The following is a 21,038-nucleotide window of genomic DNA, read 5'->3' as shown; positions in this document are numbered from 1 at the left end:
AGGATGGGACGCGGAGTGAGGAGGACCGGATGGCGAGGGCGGGTCGGCCGCGCACGTTCGATCGAACGGCGGCCCTGCACGCGGCGATGGAGCTGTTCTGGCGACACGGATACGAGGGCGTGTCGATGAAGATGATCGAGACACGTCTCGGTCTAGCGCCGACGAGCGTGTACGCGGCGTTCGGATCCAAGGAAGCGCTCTTCGAGGAGGCCGTGGAACTGTACGACCCGGACGGCGACACCCTCACGGATCGTGCGCTGGGACTGACCGGGATCCGGGATTCGATCGAGGCCCTCCTGCGGGACAACGCCGAGGCCTATGTCGATCCGACGACGCCCGCGGGGTGCATGCTCGTGCTCGCGGCGGTGAACCTCGGCGCCGGCCACGACCAGGTGGGCGAGCGACTCGCCAGGCGCCGGCATCGCGACGCCGAGAAGATCCGACGGCGCATCGAACGCGCTCGCGCGGAGGGCGAGCTCCCCCTGGGCCTGGACGTCGACCGGGCGGCCGCCCTCCTGGTCACGATCCTGCACGGACTGTCCATCCAGGCCAGGGACGGCTACCGCCGCGACCAGGTCCTGGGGATCGTCGATGCCGCGATGCTGGGCTGGGACGCTCTGGTCCGCGCCGCGTCATGAGCGCTACCGCTCAGCGCGTGACGATCGGCTCGTGCCGCCCGGCGGCGGCGGAGAAGGGCGTACGTCGCCGCGGCGCCGACTCAGTCGACGCCCACCAGGGGCTGAGCCTCGCCTGTCAGATCCCCCTAGCGGGCAGGGCCACGTGGCCGGCGCCGTGCCGAGCCAGTGCACGGGCCCGACCTGGCACGCTCATCGTGTGTCACCAGGAGTGACGAACCGCTCCCAGACACGGTGCGCGCCGAGCAGTTCGAGGAGGTCGGCGACCACCTCGGAGGCAGCGGCGCCCGCGACGACGCCGGGCTCGTCACCGGCGAGCCCGATCTCCGGCAGCGCCGTCACGCCGTCGCCGGCGGCAGCGATCGCCTTGGCGTGCCGGAAGCACTCCTGGACGAGCAGGAGAACCCGCGGGTCGAGAGTGGCTGCCGGCTCTCCTGCCTTGGTGTCACGCACCGCCAGGGCATCAGGTGCCGGCGGCGGGCAGCCGAGCATCAGCACCGCGTCGAACTCCACCGAGCGGGTCGCACCGAACGTCCGCTGGACGCTCGTTCCGTCGCTCAGCGCACCGCCGTGCGCGGCAACGACCAGGGGCACGGCGTCGGCCGCGACGACCGCGTCGATGGCAGCGCGCAGGTCGGCGGTCGCCTGTTCGGACTCCTCCCCCACGACCAGCCCGACGGTACGTCCCGCGACGGGCCAGGCGGCCCCGAGTTGAGAGAGGGAGGGGCTGGGCGCGGCCTCGGCGAGCTCGACGGTCGGATCCGGCGCAGACAGCCCCAACCCGGTCGCGACCTTGGCGCAGAGCTCCGGATCGATGTTGGCGAGCGCCCGCAGCTGTCGCTCCCTGATCGTCTGCTCATAGCAACGGGACAGCTCGAAGGTGTAGGCGAGCACGATGTGCTCCTGCTCCACCGGGGTCATGCTCGTCCAGAACAGTCGGGCCTGGCTGAAGTGGTCGTCGAACGACGGCGGCGCCACTCGCCCCTTCACCCCCGCGGCGACCGGCGCCGGGACGTCGACGAAGGCGTGGTCACGCGTAGCGCCGCCGGCGAAGAACGGACAGCCGCCGTCCAGCGAGTTGGGCTTGTACGGCGCCGTCCCCGCGTGCACCGCGTGCTGGTGGAAGCCGTCGCGGAACATGTCGTTGACGGGCGCATGGGGACGGTTGATCGGGATCTGGTTGTAGTTCGGCCCACCGAGTCGCAGCAGCTGCGTGTCGACGTACGAGAACAGCCGTGCTTGCAGCAGTGGGTCGTCGGTGACGTCGATACCGGGCACCAGGTTGCCGACGTGGAAGGCGACCTGCTCGGTCTCGGCGAAGTAGTTGGCCGGGTTCGCGGTCAGGGTGAGCAGCCCGACCGCCTGCACCGGCGCGAGCTCCTCCGGCACGAGCTTGGTCGGATCGAGCAGGTCGATGCCCGCGAAGGTCTGCTCGGGGGTGTCGGGGAAGACCTGCATGCCCAGCTCCCACTGCGGATAGGCGCCGGACTCGATCGCGTCCGCGAGATCGCGGCGGTGGAAGTCGGGGTCGAGCCCGCCGAGCATCTGGGCCTCCTCCCAGGTCAGCGAATGAACGCCGAGCCGGGGCTTCCAGTGCAGCTTGACCAGGACGGTCTCACCGTCGGCGTTGGACGTCCGGAAGGTGTGTACGCCGAAGCCCTCCATCATCCGATAGGAGCGCGGGATGCCGCGGTCGGACATGTTCCAGAGTGTGTGGTGCTGCGCCTCGGTGTGCAGGGAGACGAAGTCCCAGAACGTGTCATGGGCGCTCTGGGCCTGGGGGATCTCCCGATCCGGGTGCGGCTTCCCGGCGTGGATGACGTCCGGGAACTTGATGCCGTCCTGGATGAAGAAGACCGGGATGTTGTTGCCGACCAGGTCGAAGTTGCCCTCGGAGGTGTAGAACTTCGTCGCGAACCCCCGGGTGTCCCGCGCAGTGTCCATCGATCCCCGCGACCCGAGCACGGTCGAGAAGCGCACGAACACCGGCGTCTCGACGTGGCGCGCGAGGAACGCGGCCTTGCAGACAGGCTTGGCGTTGCCGTACCCGATGAAGACGCCGTGGGCGCCGGCTCCCCGGGCGTGCACGACCCGCTCGGGAATCCGCTCGTGGTCGAAGTGCGTGATCTTCTCCCGCAGATGGTGGTCTTGCAGCAGGGTCGGGCCGCGCTCGCCCGCCTTGAGGGAGTGATCGGTGTCGCGGAGCCGGGCGCCCGTCGACGTGGTGAGGAACCGCCCCTGCTGCGCGACGTCGGCCGGCGCTTCGCGTGTCTCCGCGCCCGTCGCCGTACGCCGCTCCGGACCCGCCTGGTCCGGCTTGAGCGGCAGCGGGTCGGCCGGTCTCGTGGGCTCCTTCAGCGGAGGCGGCTTCGGCGCCGGAGCGCCAGGAGCATCCGGCCGATCGCCCTCGGCCCAGGCCATGGCCGCCTCCGCTGCCTGTGTGACCGTGCTCTTCACGGCCTTCCTGATCACCCGCGCCGCTGCGCCCGCATCCGCCATCGTTGCCTCCCTGGGTAGGGGCTGCAGGTACCCGCCCGGGTGGGGATGATCCCGACGCCGGCCATCGGCGGGAGCTCCGACCGCGAGTCGGACGGGGCGGAGGCCGACGAACGCATGGGAGACCCGTCGGGCCCCACCGCGCTGCGCGCCGGAGCCACCGGTGCGCCTTCCTTGCTTGAAGTTGCCGCGAACGGGCACCGGCGGAGACGTCGAGGCGCCGCTGGAGAAGGAGGCATCGAGTGAGCACGGGACGGACACGAGGGGCCGTGGCGGTCGGGACGATCACCGGGGCCGTCCTCGGCCTCGCGGGCTGCGGCATGGCCGACGATGGGAGCGCCGCCGATCGCGCCTCGCACTTCTACGCCGCGGTGGCTGCCGGCGACGGCGCCACCGCATGCGCCGACCTCGCGGTCGACGCGCGCGAGACCCTCGCGGAGCAGGAGGGCGAGCCGTGCCCGGAGGCCGTCCTCGCGCAGGACCTGCCGGCCCCGTCCGGGGCCGGTACCGCACGCACCTACGGCTCGATGGCCCAGGTCCAGTACCGCGACGAGACGGTCTTCCTGTCCCGTTTCCCAGACGGCTGGCGCGTCATCGCGGCCGGGTGCCCGCCGGTCGACGGGGACCAGCCGCACCGCTGCTCGGTGGAGGTGGGTTGACGTGCGGGCCATCTTCGTCGCCTACCTCGGCGTGATCGTCCTCGGCCTGGCCTACTTCCTCGCCATCGGACTGGGGAGGTGGTGACGGTGCGCCGACTCAAGGAGCACTCGCTGGGCCTGTTCTTCGGTGTCCTCTTCGTCGCCGCCCTCATTGGCCAGGCGTTCGCCGGCTGGCACGCCTTCAACGCCCAGCAGGCGGCCGACGGCCTCGGCACCCTGTCCTTGGGCCGCTATCTGACGTCGTCCGACTTCGCCGTCGACGTCAGCGAGAACTGGCAGAGCGAGTACCTCCAGTTCCTCTTCTACATCGCCGCCACCGTGTGGCTGCTCCAACGCGGCTCCCCCGAGTCCAAGGAGCTCGACAACGCCGGCCTCGAGTCCGACGAGGCCCAGAAGGTCGGACCGTACGCCGACGAACGATCCCCTCGCTGGGCCGCGGTCGGCGGCATCCGCACGACGATCCTCTCGTGGTCGCTCACCCTGACGATGGGCACGATCTTCCTCCTCTCCTGGCTGGCGCAGTCCATCGCCGGTCAGGTCGCCCGCAACGAGGAGCGGCTCGCGTCGCTGCAGGACCCGATCGGCTGGACCGACTACGTCCTCTCGGCCGACTTCTGGTCACGAACCCTGCAGAACTGGCAGTCGGAGTTCCTCGCGGTCGGCTCCATGGCGGTCCTGGCGATCTACCTGCGCCAGCGCGGCTCACCGGAGAGCAAGCCGGTCGGGGAGGCGCACAGCGCGACCGGGGTCGAGGGCTGAGCGCGCGGGACCGGCCGCTCGGAGGCGTCCTCGACGTTCGAGTGCTCCCCGATCGAGGACGTCGGCGACATGGCCGAGCGCTATGGGCCGGCCGGTGAGCTCAGGTGCGCCAGCAGCTGCGCGATCGCAGCCGCCACGGTCCGGTTCAGCACGGTGGGCGGGTCACCGTCGAACCGGTAGCAGGTGACCCGGGTTCGCCCGTCGATGCCCGTAGCGATGAAGACCGTGCCGGCCGGGTGTCCCTCCTCCTCTCCCGGCCCGCCGACCCCGGTGACCGCGACGGCTGCGTCGGCGCCGAGCAGCGTGCTCACACCGAGGACCATCTCCTCGGCGCAGAGCGCGGTGACGACCGGGCCCTCGGTGACACCGAGAAGGTCGAACTTCACCTGGCTCATGTAGGACACGACACCGCCGGCGAACCAGGAGGCCGCATCCTCGCCCCGGGCCAACGCGTTCGCGATCGCGCCCGCGGTGAGGGACTCCGCGCACGCGACGGTGAGCGACCGTCCGCGCGCCCGCGCGGCGATCTGCTCGACCAGACCGTTGATCTCGTCGGACTGTTGTGCGACCACGACTCAGGGCCCCGGCGGGAGACGACGCTTGTGGGTGGTACGCCGGTAGGCGTCCTCGATCACGCTCTTCGCGCGGTCGCTGACCTCCTCGCCCAGCAGGTAGGCGTCGATCTCGGCGTAGGTCACGCCGTACGCGACCTCGTCAGGCAGGGCAGGTCGCAGCTCCTCCAGATCCGCGGTCGGCACCTTCTCGACGAGGTGAGCGGGCGCGCCGAGCTCACGACCGATGGCGAGGACCCGTGACTTCGTCAGGCCCAGCAGCGGGCCCACGTCGAACGCACCGTCGCCGTACTTGGTGAAGAAGCCCATCACCGCCTCCGCCGCCTGGTCGGTGCCGACCACCAGGCTGCCGAGGCGACCGGCCACGGCGTACTGTGCCGCCATCCGCTGCCGGGCCTTGATATTGCCCTTGACGAAGTCGGCGACCTCGACCGTCACGTCGTCGGCGCTGAGCGCGTGATGCAGCGCGTCGACCGCGGGCTTGATGTCGACCGTCAGGGTCGACGTCGGCTCGACGAACGCCACCGCCGCTGCGGCATCGGCCTCGTCGCCCTGGGTTCCGTAGGGCAGCCGCATCGCCGTGAACGATCGGCCGGTGCGGGCGCAAGCCAGGCTGGCGAGACGACCGGCCACGGTGGAGTCGACTCCGCCGCTGATCCCCAGGACGTAGCCGGAGGCGCCGGCACGTTCGAGGTAGTCGACCAGGAACCCGATCCGGCGCTCGGTCTCGGTGGCCGCGTCGAACTCGTCGGCGACGCGGAGCTCGGCCCGGATGGTCCGCTGATCCACGGACTCCGGCTCGAAACGCCTGACGCCGGCCGCGCCGGCCGCGCCGGCCTCACGTCGCGTCACTGGATCACCCCGAACCGGAGTCGACGAGTGGCGGGACCCTCGATGACGCTGCCGTCGGCGGTGAATCGGGACCCGTGCAGGGCACAGTCCCAGGACTCCTCGACCTCGTTCCACGCCAGCGGTCCCCCGAGGTGGGTACAGACCGGCAACAGCCCGCAGACCGACCTGGCCTGCATGTGCTCCTCCTCACCCTCATCCCCCGATCGCCGCCCGACCAGGTTGCGGAGGTGGCCGCCGATCATCGCCTGCCCCGACTGCGCGTTCACGCGAGCCCAGACCAGGGCTGAGGTCACCGAAGGTCGTGCCTCCGTCACCGACGGCCCCGTCGCTCGGCTCGGGCCCGGCGAGTCCTGTCCGAGGATCTCATCGGCGATCTGCCGGGCCGCGGCCACGCCGTTGGTCAGACCCCACTTGTTGTAGCCGGTCGCCACGAAGGCCGCTCCTCCGCTCAGCGGCAGCCGGCCGACGAGTGGCAGGCCCGTATGGGAGCGGTAGTCCTGCGCCGACCACGCGTGCGTCTCCTGCGCGGCAGGGAAGTGGACCGCCGTCCATGCGCGCAGCTCGGCGAGGTGAGCCGGCGTGTCCCGGGTGCGGCCGACGGGGTGCCCGGCGCCGCCGATCAGCAGGATCGGACCGTCCGCATCGGACCAGCCGCGCACGGACCGGGTGGAGGCTCCCGATGACGCACCGGCCGAGAGGTACATGGCCTCCGGCGGGGCCGGGTGCCGGCACGCCAGCACGTAGGACCGCAGCGCCTCGAGCCGAGTGAAGTGCAGTCCGCGGTCGAGCACCGGCGCACCTGTCGCCAGCACGACGTTCACCGCGGACACCTCCTGCCGGCCCTTGCCGTCCGTCGCGACCTCCGCCACGATCCGGCCGCCCTTGGTTCGCAGGCCGGTGAGCCGACAGCCCTCCACAAGTCGTGCTCCCCGTTGACGCATCGTCGCCGTCATCGCGACCACGACCGGCCACGGGTCGATCTGCGCCTGACCCGGCAACGTGACGCCGCTGCGGGACGGAAAGGGGACGTCGAGGGACCGCGACCACTTCACGGGAAGGCCGAGGGCCCGCGCGGCGTCGTACTCGTCCCGGACGCGGTCCACCTCATCCTCTGTCGCCGCGTAGGTGACCGCGTCACGACTCTCGAAGCGGACGTCGTGCTCCGCGCAGAAGCCTTCGAGCCATTCCATCGCCCGCCTGTTGGTGACGACGTACCTCTCCACCTCCGACCGACGTCGGCGCTCCATCAGACCGGACAACATGGTGCCCTGCAGCAGGCTGACCTTGCCGGTGGTGCGTCCGGTCGTGCCGCCCCCGACCCGGTGAGCGTCCACGAGGAGCACCTGACGGCCCGCGGAGACGAGCAGCAGCGCGGTCACCAGACCGGTGAGCCCGCCACCGACGATCAGGTCGTCGACCCGCCCGTCTTCGGGCAGCGGATCCTCGTACCTGGGGCGGTCACGGTCCAGCCACACAGAGGTCATGCCTTCTCCCGTACCCACCCGACGGCTCCCGAGCCGCGGCAGGGCCCGGCGCCGCACCGGCGCATGCCACCGCGCGGGGTGCCGCCACCGGAAACACCCGGGTTCACCGGTGACGACCGCCGGGCAGCGCAGAGGGCCAACTCACCAGGAGTACGGTCCGTAGTAGTCGGAGTGCTGCTCCCGCGACTCGTCGTTCCAGCGCTCGGCCTCGTAGTCCGGAGCAGACTTGATCTGTTCCTTGGTCATGTTGACCATCACCGACTGGTCGTCGTGGTCGACGCCGGTGACGGCGCCAGCCGGGACCAGTCGCTTCTTGCCGAAGATCCACGGACCGGTATCGACCACCACGTGCGACGATCCGACCTCGTTCGTCGCCTTGTCGATCTTGCCGATCGACCCGTCGGTCGCCTCGACGCCGTAGCCGACGAGGTCGCCGCCCTCCAGCCACGAGGTCTCTCGGTAGCTCCACACGTTGCTCATCTGACATCCTCTCCTCTCGTTGGGTCCCCCCGCGGTACCCGGCCGAGGCAGCCGGAGACGCCACGATGCTCCGTTCGACTGGGAGGGATGACGGCCGCTGTCGTCGGTTGGATGGCGCCATCCATCTCCGACGTCCCATCCGTCCGGCGTCGGTGCCGAGACGGCACCGGCCGGTGCCACGAAGACGGGCTCCCACCCCCGGCCGGGAGCATGGACTTCCCCGCCTCGTCGGCGTAACGTCCCGAACCAACTGAGAGTCCTCGGATGCCGTCAAGCAACGGCGGCAGCCCTTCTCCGTCGAACATCGCTCCGTCCGAAAGCCGGCGAACGCATGACGCCCCTTTCCGTACCAGCCCCCGACCCCAGGCCTGCGGATCTCGGAGACGGCCTGGAGGTGCTGCTGCTCGAGTGCCTTCAGTGCGGTCGCAGGACCCGCCATATCAAGGGCCGGGCGACCTATGGCGTGCGCAACGACCTACTCGTGCAGTGGTGGCACTGCACCGTGTGCACCGAGGGCGAGACCATCGCCTAGATGTTCGGGGACCGAGCGAGCCGTGATGCGTACCGGCACACGGTCGCCTGGACAGGTGGTCCCGCGGGCACCGATGAGTCCGCGCGCGACCGGTGGTCCACCATCACGTGGCCGTCCCCGGCCCGGGACACAGCCCTGGAGGAGCACCATGCGGACGACGACCGTCGAGGCGAACGGCGTCACGCTCGGCATCGAGCACTTCGGCGACGAGGCGGCGCCGCTCCTGCTGTGCGCGGGCGGCACGACCATGCTCTCGTGGCCCGACGAGCTCTGCGCGGCTCTCGGCCGGGGCGGACGGCACGTCGTGCGGTACGACCTCCGCGACGCCGGCGCATCGGTCACTACCGACCCGGACGCGCCGGCGTACACGCTGCGGGACCTGGCCGCCGACGCGGCCGCCCTCGCCCGCGCGCTCGACCACCGCTCCGCGCATCTGGCCGGCATCGGCGTCGGCGGGATGGTCGCCCAGGTCGCCGCGCTGGACCACCCGGACGCCTTCGGCGCCCTCACTCTCGTCGGCACCCGGCCCGTCGCCCCCGGACCGGTCGACGACGACCTCCCCGATCACGACGCGGCCACGATGGGCCGCCTCTTCTCGCAGCCGATGCCCGACTGGTCCGACCGCGAGGCGGTGGCGGAGTTCGCCGCCGCAGGCGCCGCGATCCTCGGCGACGATCCCGTCGCCGCCCGGGCGATCGCCGCACGGATCTGGGACCGTACGCCGAGCGCGGAGTCTGCCGTGCGGATGGCCAACCAGCTGGGCACGGTGTTCGCCCACCTCGACTGCGCTCCGCGCTGGCGCGAGCGCCTGCCCGAGCTCGCGCTGCCGACCCTGGTCGTCCACGGTCGTCGCGACCCGTTCTTCCCCGTCGGCAACGGCGAGGCACTCGCCGGCGAGATCCCCGGTGCGCGGCTGCTCGTCCTCGACCAGGCCTCGACGGCGATCCCCGCCTCCGCCGTCACCCCGGTCGCGGCGGCGATGCTCGCTCTCGGGAGCGGCGCGACACCCGACGGGAACTGACGCCCGCGGTCAGCAGACGGGCTGCTCCCACTGGATCCCGATCGAGGCCCAGCCGAGGTCCTCACCGGCCAGCTGGATCCGCAGCGGGGACTCGGCGGCGATGGCGGAGGCGGGCAGCCGGAAGGTGACGCCGTCACCGTCCGTCTCGACGGCAATGGCACCGCACGGCGCCCCGCCCGGCGCCGCACCGGCGCCGTGGGACTCGAGGCTCGGGCCGCTGTCCGTGCCCGACGCCGCTGCGTCACCCGCATCTCCCGAAGGCGGGATCGGCGGTGCGTCGGGGAACGGCTCGGCGTCGTACGAGACGTCGGCGTCCACCCCGTGCTCGGCGAGGGCCCGCTCGAGGCCGTCGGCGTCCTTCAGGCTGGAGATGGTGACGACGACGTCGCCGTTGCGGTCCTCGTGGACCGCGAACGCCGGGTCGGGCTGCAGCAGCACGGCACCGGTGGCGGCCGATCCGGCGGCGAGGATGCCCGCCCCGACGGCGGCGAGGCGGCGCCGACCCGTGCGGACGGGTACGACGTCGCGCTCGGCGACGTGCCGGCGGAGCTCGGTGAGCAGGGCCTGCTCGAAGGGGTCGAGGGTGCGGGTCATGACGGGACCTCCGGTGAGAGTGCGGCCTCCACAGCGGGCTGCGGGGGCAGCAGATGGGACTGGACCAGGCGCCGGCTGCGGTGCAGCCGGACCCGCGCGGTGGCCGGCTTCACCCCCAGCACGGCAGCCGCGTCGGCGACGGGCAGGCCCTCGACGGCGACCAGCTCCATGAGCGCGCGGTCGCGTGGACGCAGGGCGCGCAGGGCGTCGTACAGACGCCGGGTCTCGCGCTCGGCGTCGATCCGCTCCTCGATCCTGGCCAGGCTGTCCGGATCGAGCAGCCGCCGGCCCGCGATCTTGCGGACCGCGGCCCGCTGCCGGCCCTGGCGCCGGAACTCGGCGGCCACGACGTTGCGGGCGACGCCGGTCAGCCAGGCGGCCGGGTTGCCCCGGTCGGGACGGTAGCCACTCGCGCCGTCCACGGCCGCGACGAAGACGTCGGCGGTGAGGTCCGCCGCGAGGTGCGGGTCGTCGACCCGGCGCGCGACGAAGCGCTGCACCAGATCGAGATGGTCGCGGTAGAACGCCTCGAAGGCGTCCGCGTCATGGCCGATGCGGCGGACCGGGTCCGGGTCATCGGCTCGTTCCTGGTTCATGCCCTCTCTTGGTCCCCGGGGCCTTCGACGTTACAACCGGAGACCCGGTGGGCAGGGCCTCCGCCCTGTCGCCCGGCCCCACGGTGGGTGGCCGGGCCCGGTGATCGGACGGGCTGGGGATGCGAGCCCTAGGATGACGCCGTGCGGGATCTCAAGGCGTTGCCCAAGGCGCACCTCCACCTGCACTTCACCGGCTCCATGCGGCACTCGACCCTGCTCGAGCTGGCCGCGCGCGACCGGATCCATCTCCCCGACGCGCTCGCCGAGGACTGGCCGCCGCAGCTGACCGCGGCCGACGAGAAGGGCTGGTTCCGCTTCCAGCGCCTCTACGACGTCGCCCGGTCCGTGCTGCGCACCGAGGCCGACGTCCGCCGGCTGGTCCTCGAGGCCGCCGAGGACGACGTCGCCGACGGCGGGCGCTGGCTGGAGATCCAGGTCGACCCCAGCGGGTACGCCGCCCGCTTCGGCGGCATCACCGCGTTCACCGACCTGGTGCTCGACGCGGTCCGCGACGCCTCCGCCCGCACCGGGCTCGGCATCGCCGTCATCATCGCCGCCAACCGCACCCGCCATCCGCTCGACGCGAGGACCCTGGCCCGGCTGGCCAGCCAGTACGTCGACCGCGGGGTCGTCGGGTTCGGTCTGTCCAATGACGAACGTCGCGGCCGCACCGCCGACTTCGCCGGCGCCTTCTCGATCGCCGAGCGGGCGGGCCTGCTGCTCGCGCCCCACGGCGGCGAGCTGCGCGGGCCCGAGCACATCCGACTCTGCCTCGACGCGCTGCACGCGGGGCGGCTCGGGCACGGCGTACGCGCGGCCGAGGACGCGGACCTCCTCGCCCGCATCGTCGACGCCGGAGTCGCCCTGGAGGTCTGCCCGGTCTCCAACGTCGCTCTGGGCGTCTACTCCGACCTCACGTCCGTGCCACTGCCCACGCTGCTGGAGGCGGGCGCGACGGTCGCCCTGGGCGCCGACGACCCGTTGCTCTTCGGCTCGCGCCTCGCGGGGCAGTACGCGACGATGCGCGCCGCCCACGAGCTCACCGACGACCAGCTCGCCGAGTTGGCACGGATGTCCTTCCGCGCCAGCCGCGCACCCAAGGACGTCGTCGACGCCGGACTGGTCGAGATCGAGCGGTGGCTGGACCAGGCTCCTGCCTGAGCCGTGACGCACCGCGGGCCCGGCCGATGTCGACCGGGCCCGCCGCGTTCAGGCGTGAGTCAGCGGATCAGGAGCAGGCCAGGTACGACCTGGTCACCGTCACCTTCTTGCCGTTCTTCAGCGTGATCGTCGCGACCACCTCGGCAGCCGCCGCGGGAGCAGCCGGCAGCACGAGGGTGCGCTTCTTCAGCTTCTTGCCCTTGAACTTCGCGACCTTCGCACCGTTCACCGTGATCACGACCTGCTTGGCCTTCTTCTTGGCCTTCTTCGTGATCGCCGCGGCCACGTTGCCCGTCGCGCAGTCACGCGCACCGAACTGGGCGTAGCCCTTGCCCTTGCCGGTGGGCTCCGTAGCCGTGCCGACCGGCTTCAACTCGATCTTGAAGGTCGCCGAGTAGGACCGGGTCTCCTCATCGGCTCCGTCCGCGTTGGCCTCAGCCATCGACGCGAACTGGAAGTACGCCTCCCCCGCGGAGAGCAACGTGCCGGAACTGGCCGTCCCCCGCTTGGCGGTGACAATCTGGCTGACGCCGTCGGCATTGACGAGCACCATCATCCCGGTCCCCGTGCCGTCGCCCGCCGCGGTCAGCGTCACCCACATCGGCTGAGTCAGAGTGATCTCGCCGCTCGCGCCGCTCTCGGCACGAATGTCGGTATCGCAGTTGGTCGTGGCGCCCTGCGAGATAGCGGACACCGTAGCTTGAGCGGTGCCGGTGATCGTCGTCGACGTCGACCCCGTGAAGGGCGTGGAGGACACCGACGCCGAACCGCTCGCGTTGACGTTGACCTTGTCGGCCGTGTTGGCCGGGTCGGTGTAGGTGCCCGCGGTGCTGCCCGACCTGCTGACAGGCACCCCGTTGTCGCTCCACGGGACGACGTCGTCGAGGTCCACCACGCCCGCCTCCTCGCAGTAGACCCAATCATCGACGTCGTTGTAGTAGCCCGAGTCGGAGTGCACCCTGACGCCGACCTCCGGGTCGGCCACCACGGCGTGGGCCGGCACCGGCACGCTGGCCAGGCCGGTGGCCGCCAAGGCCCCCAGGGTGAGTCCGACAGCACCGCGCCGGACGAGAAGTCGCTTCATCAATAGCTCCTCGAGAAGAGGTTCGACGGTGCCTCGGTCCAGCACCGTCTGGGAGTCAACCGGCGACGCTAGTGCGCCCGACGACACCACGGCCGCGGCTTCGTCCTTTCTTTACTTCCGGCTGCCGGACGCGACAGTGGGCCCGACCGATCGGCCGGACCCACGGTCGTCGAAGCGGTCAGGTGATCAGGAGCAGGCCTGGTAGGACCGGCGGACGGTCGCCTTCTTGCCACTCTTCAGCTTGATCCGGACCACGACCTCGGCAGGAGCCGCCTTCGCGGCGGGGAGAACGATGGTGCGCGGCTTCAGTTTCTTGCCCCTGAGCTTGGCGGCCTTGGCGCCGTTGACGCTGATCGTGACCTGCTTGGCCTTCTTCTTCGCCTTCTTGGTGAGGTCGACCGCGACATTGCCGGTGGCGCAGTCCCGGGCACCGAGGGCGACGACGCCCTTGCTCTTGCCGGACACGGGCGAGGCCGCGCCGCCGGGGCCTGCGGGCGCCGGCGTGGCACCGACCGGCGTGAGCTCGATGGTGAATGAGCCGGCGTAGCTGCGGGCGCCGACCATGTCGTCGTTGTCCGCCTGCGCCTGCGCCTGGATCTGAACGTAGACCGGTCCCGCGGGCAGCAGCGCCGACACCGACCCCTTGCTGTGCGGCCCCACGACCAGTGCCACGACGCCGTCCTGCATGTCGCCCACCATCGCCTGCGCGGCGCCGGTTCCGTCTCCGCTCCCGCTGATCGTCGCCCACATCGGCTGGGGGAGCTCGAACGCTGCCTCGGCCCCCGGTCGGGCGTTCACGTCGGCGCTGCAGGCCCCATCCTCGAGCTCGGCCTGCGCCGAGGCCGAGGCCGCGACGCTGGCCTTGATGGTGACCGGACCGGCGCCGATCGGCGTCATCGACGCGGTGACCTGGCCCGACCCGGACAGCTCGGTCACGTCGGTCTCGTCGTCGGTGTGGGTCACCGTCGCCTCGGCGGTCCACGACTGCGACACCGGGACCCCGTTGTCGACGAGCTCGATGCCGCCCGGATGGCTCGGCTCCGAGATGTCGCAGACCTCCGGATCCCACCTGCTGAAGTCGACGGCAGCCCGGACCTCGGCGTACTCGACGGCCGCTCCTGCCGGCGTCGGGAGGGCGCTGAGTCCGGTGACGGCCAGGGCTCCGGCGGCGAGGCCGAGCGCGCTGCGCCGGACGAGAGGGTTCTTCACGGGGTGCTCCTCGAGATCGGGGGGTCGACGCCCGCCCAACGGCAGCGGGCCCGGTCCGTTAGGACCAGGCCCGCTCCGACGCCGAATGTCGCCCGGCGAATCACCCGCTCACTTGCAGGGCAGGTACGACCTCGTGGCCTGCATCCGGCGGCCGTTGGCCAGGACGAGCTTGACCTTGACCTTGGTCACGCCCGACGCCGAGGTCGGCAGGACGACCGTCCTGGCCTTCGGCTTCTTGCCCTTGAGGCCCTTGCCCTTGAGCACGGCGGCCTTCGCCCCGTCGACCTTGAACTTCACGCGCTTGGCCTTCTTCACGGTCTTCTTGCTGAGCGCGACCGTCACATTGCCGTTGGTGCAGTCGCGCTCGCCGAACTGGACCAGCGGTGCTCCCTTGCCGGTGACGGCCGACGCCGTGCCGGCGGGCTTCAGCTCGACCTTGAAGTTCCCCGTGTACGACGCGCTGCCGTCGTACGCCGTGATCAAGTCGAACTCATCGGGTCCCTCGTCGCTCGGCTGGTCCACCTCAGCGACGGCAGTGGCGAGGAACACCACGCCGTACTGGCCAGGCGGCAGCAGCGTCGACGAGACGGCCGAGCCGCGGTTGCCGGCCGACACCATCAGGCCGTCACCACCGAATCCGAGACCGAGGTAGCCCCCCAACCAGCCACCCATTCCCTCGGCGGTCCCGATGCCGACATAGCTGCCGCCGGCGGCACGGCCCTGACGCTGACCGTGGCCGGTGGCGGTCAAGGTCACCCACATCGGCTGGGTGAGCGTGAACAGGCCCGCGGCGGCGGACTGGGCGTGAGCATCGACGTCGCACACCGTCTCAGGGTTGCTCGCACGAGCAGAGGCCGACGCCGAGGCGGAGCCGGTGATGGTGGCCGGACCACTGCCGAGGGGCGATGCGGTGATCGAGGCGCTGGTGGAGGTCGACGCGTCGACCGTGTCCGTGTCGCCCTCACCGGCCGTGAAATTGGAGGACGCGGAGGTGTTCTTCGAGACCGGAACGTTGTTGTCGGACCACGGCACGCCATCGAGCTCCGAGGACCCCACGTCGGTGCCGTCGCAGTTCCAGCTCGAGACGCCGTACTGCCCGCCGACCTGGCCCTCTTCGACGGCGGCGCGCGCAGGCGACGGGACACTGGCCAGTCCGACCGCGGCAAGGGATCCGAGCGCGAGTGCCGCGACGCTGCGCCGGACGAGATGGTTCTTCATGGGGGAGCTCCTCGAGAAGGCACGACGGCGCACGGGAGCGGCAGCCGCCTACTGAGCGCAGACTAGAGCCACCTCGGACCTCTCGGCGAGAGTTCGCCAGGATTGTCGCCCTGGAGGTCACCCGGTCGGTCACCCGGGCAGCCGTCGGCGCGGGCCCGGCCAGCGGCCGGGCCCGCCCCGCTCACGAGCAGGCCAGGTACGACCGGGTGACGGTCGCCTTCTTGCCGTTCTTCAGCACGACCTTCGCCGTCACGGTGGCCGCGGCACCGCCCGCGGCGGGAAGGGCGAGCGTCTTGGGCTTGAGCTTCTTGCCCTTGAGCTTCGCGACCTTGGCGCCGTTGGCCTTGATCAGCACGCTGCGCGCCTTCTTCTTGGCCTTCTTCGTGACGGCGGCTGCGATGTTGCCGGTGGCGCAGTCGCGGGCGCCGAACTGGACATAGCCGGCGGCCTTGCCGCTCGGCGCACCGGCCGCGCCGACCGGCTGCAGGTCGATGCGGAAGGTGCCGGAGTAGGCCTTGCTCTCCTCCCGCGAACCGGTCGCATAGACATCGGCGTAGACCTCGAAGTCGACGTAAACGTCACCCGGGACCAACAAGACGGTGGTGCTTCCGGAGCCGCGGTTGCCCAGCTCGATCCCGGTGCCGCTCGTCTCGTCGCGGATGTAGATCGAGCCGGTGCCGGTGCCGTTGCCCGATCCCGACACCGTGGCCCACATCGGCTGGGTGAGGGTGAAGGAACCGCTCGCGCCGCGCCGGCCATTGCCGCTCACGGCGCAACCGGTGGAGGCCAATGTCGACGTTGCACTCGCCGTGACGTCCGCCGAACCGGTGATGGTGGCGGGGGCTGCGCCGCCCGAGATGGGGCCGGCGGCCACGGTGGCCGTGCCCGACGTCTGCACGACCACCTTGTCGGTCGCGGCATCGGTCCGTGTGTAGGTCGTGGTGCTGCTGTAGCTCTTGGTCACGGGCACGCCGTTGTCGACCCACTCGGCATTGTCGCTGCCGCTCACAGGCGTCGGAGTGGTGCACGACGGTCCACCCTCGGACTCGTAGGTGTAGAAGGATCCACCCACCGACCCGTACTCGATGGCGGCATCGGCGGGATTCGCGACAGCGGTCAGGCCGGCGGTGGCGAGACCGACGAGGGCGAAGGACGCGGCGGTACGCCGCAGGGCAGGACTGGTCACGGACTCTCCTCGAGATGCGAACGAAGCGGACGCCCCACGGCATCGCGCTCCCCCTACTTACCAGGCCGCGCGACCCGTCAAACCAGACGGGTCGCTCAGAGCGCGCAGCCGACGAGCACCGGCTCGTTGACCAGCTCGATCCCGAACCGGTCCAGCACCCCGGCGCGCACCTCGCGGGCCAGGTCGAGGAGCGCGGCGGTGGACGCGCCGCCGCGGTTGGTCAGCGCCAGGGTGTGCTTCGTCGACAGCGACACCCGTGCGTCCGGCCGGTCGAGGCCGAAGCCCTTCTCGAACCCGGCATGCTCGATCAGCCACGCGGCGCTGGTCTTCACGCGCCCGTCCGGCTGCGGGTACGACGGCGCGCCGTCCGGCACCTGGCCAGGATCGACGAACGGGTTGGTGAAGAACGAGCCGGCGCTCCACGTGTCGTGATCGGCGGCGTCGAGGACCATGCCCTTGCCACGGCGCAGCCCCAGCACCGCCTCGCGTACGGCGGCCAGCGGGGCGCGCTCCCCCACGGCGACATCGAGGGTGCGGGCGAGCTCGGCGTACCCGACGGGGGCCGACAGGTCGCCGCGGTCGAGACGGAAGGTGACGTCGAGGACGAGATGGCGCCGGGGGTCGGTCTTGAACCGCGAGTGCCGGTAGGAGAAGCGGCAGTCCTCTCCGGAGAAGGTCCGCTCGCCGCGGAGCATCCGGTCCCAGACGCGGACCGCGGTGATCGTCTGCGCGACCTCCTGGCCGTAGGCGCCGACGTTCTGGATCGGGGTGGCACCGGTGGTGCCGGGGATGCCGGAGAGCGCCTCCACGCCGACCCAGCCCTCGGCGGCGGCGCGCGCGACGAAGGCGTCCCACGGCTCCCCGGCCGCCACGGTCACCGCCACCGACGTTTCACCTACCGAATTTGTCGTCAGATCGCGCTGATCACGACGAATTCGGTCGTTGAACCGTTCCCCCACCCGGACTCCCCCGCCGGTGAGGTGGACGACGGTGCCGGCGAAGCCCTCGTCGGCGACGACCAGGTTGCTGCCGCCGCCGACGACGAGCACGGGCTCGCCCGCCTGGTCGGCCTCGGTGACGGCGGCGACCAGGGCGTCCGCGTCGGGCGCCGCCACATAGCGCCGCGCCGGGCCGCCGAGACGGAGGGTGGTGAGATCCGCCAGGGCGGACTCAGGCACGGACCAGGACCTTGGGTGCGCCGAGCACCTTGGTGCCGTCGACCGTGACCAGCAGGGCGAGGGCGAGCAGGCCGTCGTCGTTGCGCTCTCCGACGGTGCCGGCGACGGTGACCCGCGCCGCCCCCGAGGCGGGTACGACGACGGGCGCGACGAACTTCGCCCCGAGCTCGACGACCTCGGCGTCTCCCGTCCACTCGCCGACGGCGCGACCGACCAGCGCGAGGGTGTACATGCCGTGGGCGATCACGCCGGGGAGGCCGACCGCGAGCGCGATCTCCTCGTCCTGGTGGATCGGGTTGTGGTCACCGCTGGCCGCGGCGTAGGCGACCAGGTCGGCGCGGGTGATCTCGAAGGTGAGCGGCTCCAGCGCGGCGCCCGGGGTCAGGGTGGTCATGCGGCACCTCCGCGGTGGACGAGGGTGGCGGTCGCCGTACAGACGACGGCGCCGGCGGCGTCGGTGATCTCGCTGGAGGTGCTCACGATGTCGTTGCCGCCGATGGAGCGCACGCCGGTGACGGTGAGGGTCGCGGTGAGCTCGTCGCCGACGACGACCGGGCGCGCGTAGCGGAACCGCTGGTCGCCGTGCACGATCCGGGACAGCTCGACCTGCTCGGCGGCCAGGAAGTCCTGGAGGGCGGCGAAGGTGACGACGATCGGGTACGTCGGCGGGACCGGCCGGTCGGCACCCTCACCGGCGGCACCCTCACCGGCGGCACCGCCGACGGAGGCGGCGAACGCGGCCACGGACTCCGCGGTCACCGGCACGGGCGAGGTCGGCGGGAAGGCCCGCCCGACCAGGGCGGCGTCGATCGGCATGCAGCGAAGTCTAGGGGGTGCGGTCTCGCAGACTCGCCCCCTGCCGGGCCGGGCCGGGCCGGGCGGAGCGGCAGCGCTCGCCGTCTGGCAGCCGGACCTGCCGAGCTGCCAGCACGCGGTGGGCTGGTCCTCGACCGGCACGTCCTGTGGCTGGCGCAGCACGGCCGTGGCCCGGGGGAAGGTGTGGGTCGTCAGCGAGTCGACGGCGGCGCCGTACTTCCGCAGGGGCGGGCGGCCCGTCGTCCCGGCCCTGGCGCAGTACGACCTACGCGACCTCGCCCGCTGGGAGCCGTCGACCTGCCCCGGCGCGGGAGAAGACTGAAAGCCCGCCTCCCCCAGGGAGACGGGCTTCCAGGAAGCTGCGAACCGGACTCAGCGCGTCTCGCGGTGCGCGGTGTGCTTGCGGCACCGCGGGCAGAACTTCGACAGCTCGATGCGGTCGGGGTCGTTGCGCCGGTTCTTCTTGGTGATGTAGTTGCGCTCCTTGCAGTCCACGCACGCGAGCGTGATCTTGGGGCGAACGTCGCTGCTCTTGCTGGCCACAGGAAGTCCTTCAGTTGCTGGTGGTGGTGCCGGGTACTCGGTAGCGGGAACGGGGATCGAACCCGTGACCTCACGATTATGAGTCGTGCGCTCTAACCGTCTGAGCTATCCCGCCACGTGAGGAGGGCGCCCTCCGCCCGATCCAGTCGAACCAGGCCCGTCCAGTATCCCCTGGGCGGGTCGTGCGGGTGGCGCCCCATCTCAGAGCCCCTTTACGGAATCGAACCGTAGACCTTCTCCTTACCATGGAGACGCTCTGCCGACTGAGCTAAAGGGGCAACGCCGCGAAACGATACACGCGTCGCCGGACGGTGCGAAATCGGCGCCCCGGTCCGGTCCGTCAGCCCTGGATGAGGGCGAACGGACGGGCCTGTTCGAGCTCGTAGGCGAGTTCGATGAGGACCGTCTCCTGGCCCGGGGCGGCCCCGAACATCATGCCCTGCGGCAGCCCCGAGGCGGTGCTCGCGAGCGGCAGGGAGACTGCCGGGGCACCGGTGATGTTCTGCCACGGCGTGAACGCCACCCAGTCGAGCAGCCGGTCCATGATCGTCGTGTAGTCCTGGGTGGGGTCGAGGTGACCGACCTTGGGTGTGGCCATCGCCAGGGTCGGCGTCAGCGCGACGTCGTACCGCTCGTAGTAGGCCGCGGCGTGGACGTTGGCGCGCTTGAGGCGGGTGATCGCGCCGGGGAGGCGGTGCAGGTTGCGGCGAGCGTGCCGGGCGAGGCCGAGGGTCAGGTTGTCGTGCCTGCTCCGGTCCCAGGTGCGTCCGTGGAACGGTCGTCCGGTGGCGAGCATGACCTCGGCGAGCAGCGCCCAGTAGAGCAGGAAGTCGTCGACGAAGCTCGGGGCCACCGGGGCCTCGGTCTCGGTGACGGTGTGGCCGAGATCCTCGAGCAGGCTCGCGGTCTGCTCGGTCAGCGCCCGGGTCTCGGCGTCCGCGCCGCGGCCGACACCACTGGTGTTGAGGGCGATCCGCAGACGTCGCTTGATCGGGCGGGTCAGGTCGCCGATCGGCGGGAGGTCGAGGTTGCGGTAGTGCCGCTCGGCCTCGCGGTAGAACGCTGCGGTGTCGCGCACCGAGCGGGTGAGGACGCCGTCGGAGATGATCCGGATCGGCATGTCGCGGAAGAGCTTGTCCTGCGCGAGCCGTCCCCGGGTCGGCTTGAGGCCGACCAGTCCGTTGACCGCGGCGGGGATCCGGATCGAGCCACCGCCGTCGTTGGCGTGGGCGAGGGGTACGGCGCCCGCGGCGACGAGCGCGCCCGAGCCGGAGCTGGACGCGCCGGCGGTCCGCTCGGTGTCCCACGGCGTGCGGACGGCACCGAGCCGCGGGTGCTCGGCGGAGGCGCTGAATCCGTACTCCGAGAGCTGGCTCTTGCCGAGCGGCACCAGGCCCGTGGCGAGGTGCATGTCGGCGAAGTCGCCGTTGCGCTTGGCCGGACGCGGCTCCCAGGCGTCGGTGCCCGACCGGGTCGGCATGCCGGCCACGTCGACGTTGTCCTTGACCAGCGTGGGGACGCCGGACAGGAACCCCGGCCGCGGGTCGCGGGCCTCGGCGCGGGCCCGGTCGAAGGCGGTGTACGCCATCGCGTTGAGGTCGCCGTTGACGGCCTCGACCCGGGCGATCGCGGCCTCGACGGCCTCCTGGGCGGAGACCTTGCCGGCCGCGAGGTGTTCGGCCAGGCCGACCGCGTCGAGGTCGCCGAGGGCATCGTCGGTGAAGGCGTGCACGCGCATGCAGGGGAACCTAGCCGCTTCTGCCGCCCCCTGGCGTCCGACCAGGGTCGGAGGTTCGGGGTCTGGGGGGGTTCGGTTCAACTACCGGATTTGTCGTCTACCCGCGGGCAAGGTCAAGCGGTCTAAGCAACTCCTAGGCTGCTGCCGGTTTGGTCAGCAGCCGGTCCAGCGCTTGGGCTGGGGTCTGCATGTCAAGAGTAGGGCGTGGCCGGGCGTTGAGGCTGG

The 21,038-nt window shown here is 71.5% G+C and carries 23 protein-coding genes and 2 tRNA genes; 7 read left to right on the top strand and 18 right to left on the bottom strand.

What is annotated here, in order from left to right; all coding sequences use genetic code 11:
• Positions 1–29 precede the first annotated feature (29 nt).
• Positions 30–638, top strand: coding sequence for a helix-turn-helix domain-containing protein (locus RB608_RS19110; protein ID WP_308089642.1), 609 nt, complete (start codon positions 30–32; stop codon positions 636–638).
• A 189-nt stretch (positions 639–827) separates the two neighbouring features.
• Here RB608_RS19110 and RB608_RS19105 read toward each other — a convergent pair whose 3' ends face one another.
• Positions 828–3,134 carry a catalase gene (locus RB608_RS19105; RefSeq protein WP_308089641.1) on the bottom strand — a complete coding sequence of 769 codons (2,307 nt, stop codon included), beginning with the start codon at positions 3,132–3,134 and terminating at the stop codon, positions 828–830.
• Positions 3,135–3,373: 239 nt separating this feature from the next.
• Here RB608_RS19105 and RB608_RS19100 point away from each other — a divergent pair, with 239 nt between their 5' ends.
• Together RB608_RS19100 and RB608_RS19095 are read left to right on the top strand one after the other, a co-directional pair.
• Entirely contained in the window at positions 3,374–3,790 is a 417-nt protein-coding gene (locus RB608_RS19100) for a hypothetical protein (RefSeq protein WP_308089640.1), read from the top strand.
• An 87-nt stretch (positions 3,791–3,877) separates the two neighbouring features.
• The gene (locus tag RB608_RS19095; protein ID WP_308089639.1) at positions 3,878–4,549 is read left to right on the top strand and encodes a DUF6766 family protein; all 672 of its coding nucleotides are present in this window, start codon (positions 3,878–3,880) and stop codon (positions 4,547–4,549) included.
• 80 nt (positions 4,550–4,629) lie between these two features.
• On the opposite strand, the gene RB608_RS19090 is transcribed toward RB608_RS19095, so the two are convergent.
• The 4 genes from RB608_RS19090 to RB608_RS19075 all read right to left on the bottom strand — a co-directional run bounded on the left by RB608_RS19090 (position 4,630) and on the right by RB608_RS19075 (position 7,937).
• Entirely contained in the window at positions 4,630–5,121 is a 492-nt protein-coding gene (locus tag RB608_RS19090) for a CinA family protein (RefSeq protein ID WP_308089638.1), read from the bottom strand.
• A 3-nt stretch (positions 5,122–5,124) separates the two neighbouring features.
• Positions 5,125–5,910: an ammonia-dependent NAD(+) synthetase gene (nadE, locus tag RB608_RS19085; RefSeq protein ID WP_308089637.1), complete on the bottom strand. Its 786-nt coding sequence runs from the start codon at positions 5,908–5,910 to the stop codon at positions 5,125–5,127.
• Positions 5,911–5,969: 59 nt separating this feature from the next.
• A complete protein-coding gene (locus RB608_RS19080; protein ID WP_308089636.1) occupies positions 5,970–7,457 on the bottom strand; it encodes an FAD-dependent oxidoreductase in 1,488 nt (495 codons plus the stop codon).
• Positions 7,458–7,598: 141 nt separating this feature from the next.
• Entirely contained in the window at positions 7,599–7,937 is a 339-nt protein-coding gene (locus tag RB608_RS19075) for a PRC-barrel domain-containing protein (RefSeq protein WP_308089635.1), read from the bottom strand.
• Between the two features lie 331 nt (positions 7,938–8,268).
• Here RB608_RS19075 and RB608_RS19070 point away from each other — a divergent pair, with 331 nt between their 5' ends.
• Both RB608_RS19070 and RB608_RS19065 read left to right on the top strand, forming a co-directional pair.
• Complete coding sequence (locus RB608_RS19070) at positions 8,269–8,469, top strand: hypothetical protein (RefSeq protein ID WP_308089634.1); 201 nt, start codon at positions 8,269–8,271, stop codon at positions 8,467–8,469.
• A 148-nt stretch (positions 8,470–8,617) separates the two neighbouring features.
• Positions 8,618–9,490, top strand: coding sequence for an alpha/beta hydrolase (locus RB608_RS19065; RefSeq protein ID WP_308089633.1), 873 nt, complete (start codon positions 8,618–8,620; stop codon positions 9,488–9,490).
• A 9-nt stretch (positions 9,491–9,499) separates the two neighbouring features.
• On the opposite strand, the gene RB608_RS19060 is transcribed toward RB608_RS19065, so the two are convergent.
• On the bottom strand, positions 9,500–10,084 hold the full coding sequence (locus RB608_RS19060) for a hypothetical protein (RefSeq protein WP_308089632.1): 585 nt from the start codon (positions 10,082–10,084) through the stop codon (positions 9,500–9,502).
• Positions 10,081–10,680, bottom strand: coding sequence for a sigma-70 family RNA polymerase sigma factor (locus tag RB608_RS19055; RefSeq protein ID WP_308089631.1), 600 nt, complete (start codon positions 10,678–10,680; stop codon positions 10,081–10,083). Before RB608_RS19055 ends, RB608_RS19060 begins: the two co-directional genes overlap by 4 nt.
• Positions 10,681–10,821: 141 nt before the next feature.
• On the opposite strand from RB608_RS19055, the gene RB608_RS19050 reads away from it, so the two are divergent.
• A complete protein-coding gene (locus RB608_RS19050) occupies positions 10,822–11,841 on the top strand; it encodes an adenosine deaminase (RefSeq protein WP_308089630.1) in 1,020 nt (339 codons plus the stop codon).
• A gap of 67 nt (positions 11,842–11,908) precedes the next feature.
• Here RB608_RS19050 and RB608_RS19045 read toward each other — a convergent pair whose 3' ends face one another.
• From RB608_RS19045 to RB608_RS19015, 7 genes are all read right to left on the bottom strand, one after another.
• A complete protein-coding gene (locus RB608_RS19045; protein ID WP_308089629.1) occupies positions 11,909–12,925 on the bottom strand; it encodes a hypothetical protein in 1,017 nt (338 codons plus the stop codon).
• 186 nt (positions 12,926–13,111) lie between these two features.
• Complete coding sequence (locus RB608_RS19040; RefSeq protein WP_308089628.1) at positions 13,112–14,134, bottom strand: hypothetical protein; 1,023 nt, start codon at positions 14,132–14,134, stop codon at positions 13,112–13,114.
• Positions 14,135–14,242: 108 nt separating this feature from the next.
• Positions 14,243–15,352: a hypothetical protein gene (locus tag RB608_RS19035; protein WP_308089627.1), complete on the bottom strand. Its 1,110-nt coding sequence runs from the start codon at positions 15,350–15,352 to the stop codon at positions 14,243–14,245.
• Between the two features lie 181 nt (positions 15,353–15,533).
• Positions 15,534–16,538, bottom strand: a complete 1,005-nt coding sequence (locus RB608_RS19030; RefSeq protein ID WP_308089626.1) for a hypothetical protein — start codon at positions 16,536–16,538, stop codon at positions 15,534–15,536.
• A 95-nt stretch (positions 16,539–16,633) separates the two neighbouring features.
• Positions 16,634–17,716 carry a UDP-N-acetylmuramate dehydrogenase gene (locus tag RB608_RS19025; RefSeq protein WP_308089625.1) on the bottom strand — a complete coding sequence of 361 codons (1,083 nt, stop codon included), beginning with the start codon at positions 17,714–17,716 and terminating at the stop codon, positions 16,634–16,636.
• Positions 17,709–18,110, bottom strand: a complete 402-nt coding sequence (locus RB608_RS19020) for a MaoC/PaaZ C-terminal domain-containing protein (RefSeq protein WP_308089624.1) — start codon at positions 18,108–18,110, stop codon at positions 17,709–17,711. The genes RB608_RS19025 and RB608_RS19020 overlap by 8 nt, the downstream gene beginning before the upstream one ends.
• Complete coding sequence (locus tag RB608_RS19015; RefSeq protein ID WP_308089623.1) at positions 18,107–18,532, bottom strand: MaoC family dehydratase N-terminal domain-containing protein; 426 nt, start codon at positions 18,530–18,532, stop codon at positions 18,107–18,109. Before RB608_RS19015 ends, RB608_RS19020 begins: the two co-directional genes overlap by 4 nt.
• Here RB608_RS19015 and RB608_RS19010 point away from each other — a divergent pair.
• Positions 18,531–18,854 carry a hypothetical protein gene (locus tag RB608_RS19010; protein WP_308089622.1) on the top strand — a complete coding sequence of 108 codons (324 nt, stop codon included), beginning with the start codon at positions 18,531–18,533 and terminating at the stop codon, positions 18,852–18,854. The two genes, RB608_RS19015 and RB608_RS19010, sit on opposite strands and share 2 nt — an antisense overlap.
• A gap of 50 nt (positions 18,855–18,904) precedes the next feature.
• Here the strand turns inward: RB608_RS19010 and rpmG are convergent, their stop codons facing one another.
• The 4 genes from rpmG to RB608_RS18990 form a co-directional block, all read right to left on the bottom strand.
• On the bottom strand, positions 18,905–19,075 hold the full coding sequence (gene rpmG, locus RB608_RS19005) for a 50S ribosomal protein L33 (protein WP_028654832.1): 171 nt from the start codon (positions 19,073–19,075) through the stop codon (positions 18,905–18,907).
• Between the two features lie 41 nt (positions 19,076–19,116).
• Positions 19,117–19,190, bottom strand: a tRNA-Met gene (locus tag RB608_RS19000).
• 90 nt (positions 19,191–19,280) lie between these two features.
• Positions 19,281–19,353: transfer RNA gene (locus RB608_RS18995), tRNA-Thr, on the bottom strand.
• Between the two features lie 62 nt (positions 19,354–19,415).
• Entirely contained in the window at positions 19,416–20,813 is a 1,398-nt protein-coding gene (locus RB608_RS18990) for an amidase (protein WP_308089621.1), read from the bottom strand.
• Positions 20,814–21,038 lie beyond the last annotated feature (225 nt).

This window comes from Nocardioides sp. LHD-245 (assembly GCF_030929495.1).
In the GTDB taxonomy this organism is placed as follows: domain Bacteria; phylum Actinomycetota; class Actinomycetes; order Propionibacteriales; family Nocardioidaceae; genus Nocardioides.
This window is presented reverse-complemented; position numbering and strand designations above follow the sequence as displayed.

Excerpts from the sequence above, each read along its gene's own strand:
- RB608_RS19070 (WP_308089634.1), top strand. The coding sequence starts at position 8,269 with ATGACGCCCCTTTCCGTACCAGCCCCCGACCCCAGGCCTGCGGATCTC.
- RB608_RS19020 (WP_308089624.1), bottom strand. The coding sequence starts at position 18,110 with ATGACCACCCTGACCCCGGGCGCCGCGCTGGAGCCGCTCACCTTCGAG.
- RB608_RS19075 (WP_308089635.1), bottom strand. The coding sequence starts at position 7,937 with ATGAGCAACGTGTGGAGCTACCGAGAGACCTCGTGGCTGGAGGGCGGC.
- RB608_RS18990 (WP_308089621.1), bottom strand. The coding sequence starts at position 20,813 with ATGCGCGTGCACGCCTTCACCGACGATGCCCTCGGCGACCTCGACGCG.
- RB608_RS19015 (WP_308089623.1), bottom strand. The coding sequence starts at position 18,532 with ATGCCGATCGACGCCGCCCTGGTCGGGCGGGCCTTCCCGCCGACCTCG.
- RB608_RS19105 (WP_308089641.1), bottom strand. The coding sequence starts at position 3,134 with ATGGCGGATGCGGGCGCAGCGGCGCGGGTGATCAGGAAGGCCGTGAAG.
- RB608_RS19055 (WP_308089631.1), bottom strand. The coding sequence starts at position 10,680 with ATGAACCAGGAACGAGCCGATGACCCGGACCCGGTCCGCCGCATCGGC.
- RB608_RS19110 (WP_308089642.1), top strand. The coding sequence starts at position 30 with ATGGCGAGGGCGGGTCGGCCGCGCACGTTCGATCGAACGGCGGCCCTG.
- RB608_RS19045 (WP_308089629.1), bottom strand. The coding sequence starts at position 12,925 with ATGAAGCGACTTCTCGTCCGGCGCGGTGCTGTCGGACTCACCCTGGGG.
- RB608_RS19035 (WP_308089627.1), bottom strand. The coding sequence starts at position 15,352 with ATGAAGAACCATCTCGTCCGGCGCAGCGTCGCGGCACTCGCGCTCGGA.
- RB608_RS19010 (WP_308089622.1), top strand. The coding sequence starts at position 18,531 with ATGCAGCGAAGTCTAGGGGGTGCGGTCTCGCAGACTCGCCCCCTGCCG.
- RB608_RS19065 (WP_308089633.1), top strand. The coding sequence starts at position 8,618 with ATGCGGACGACGACCGTCGAGGCGAACGGCGTCACGCTCGGCATCGAG.
- RB608_RS19060 (WP_308089632.1), bottom strand. The coding sequence starts at position 10,084 with ATGACCCGCACCCTCGACCCCTTCGAGCAGGCCCTGCTCACCGAGCTC.
- RB608_RS19080 (WP_308089636.1), bottom strand. The coding sequence starts at position 7,457 with ATGACCTCTGTGTGGCTGGACCGTGACCGCCCCAGGTACGAGGATCCG.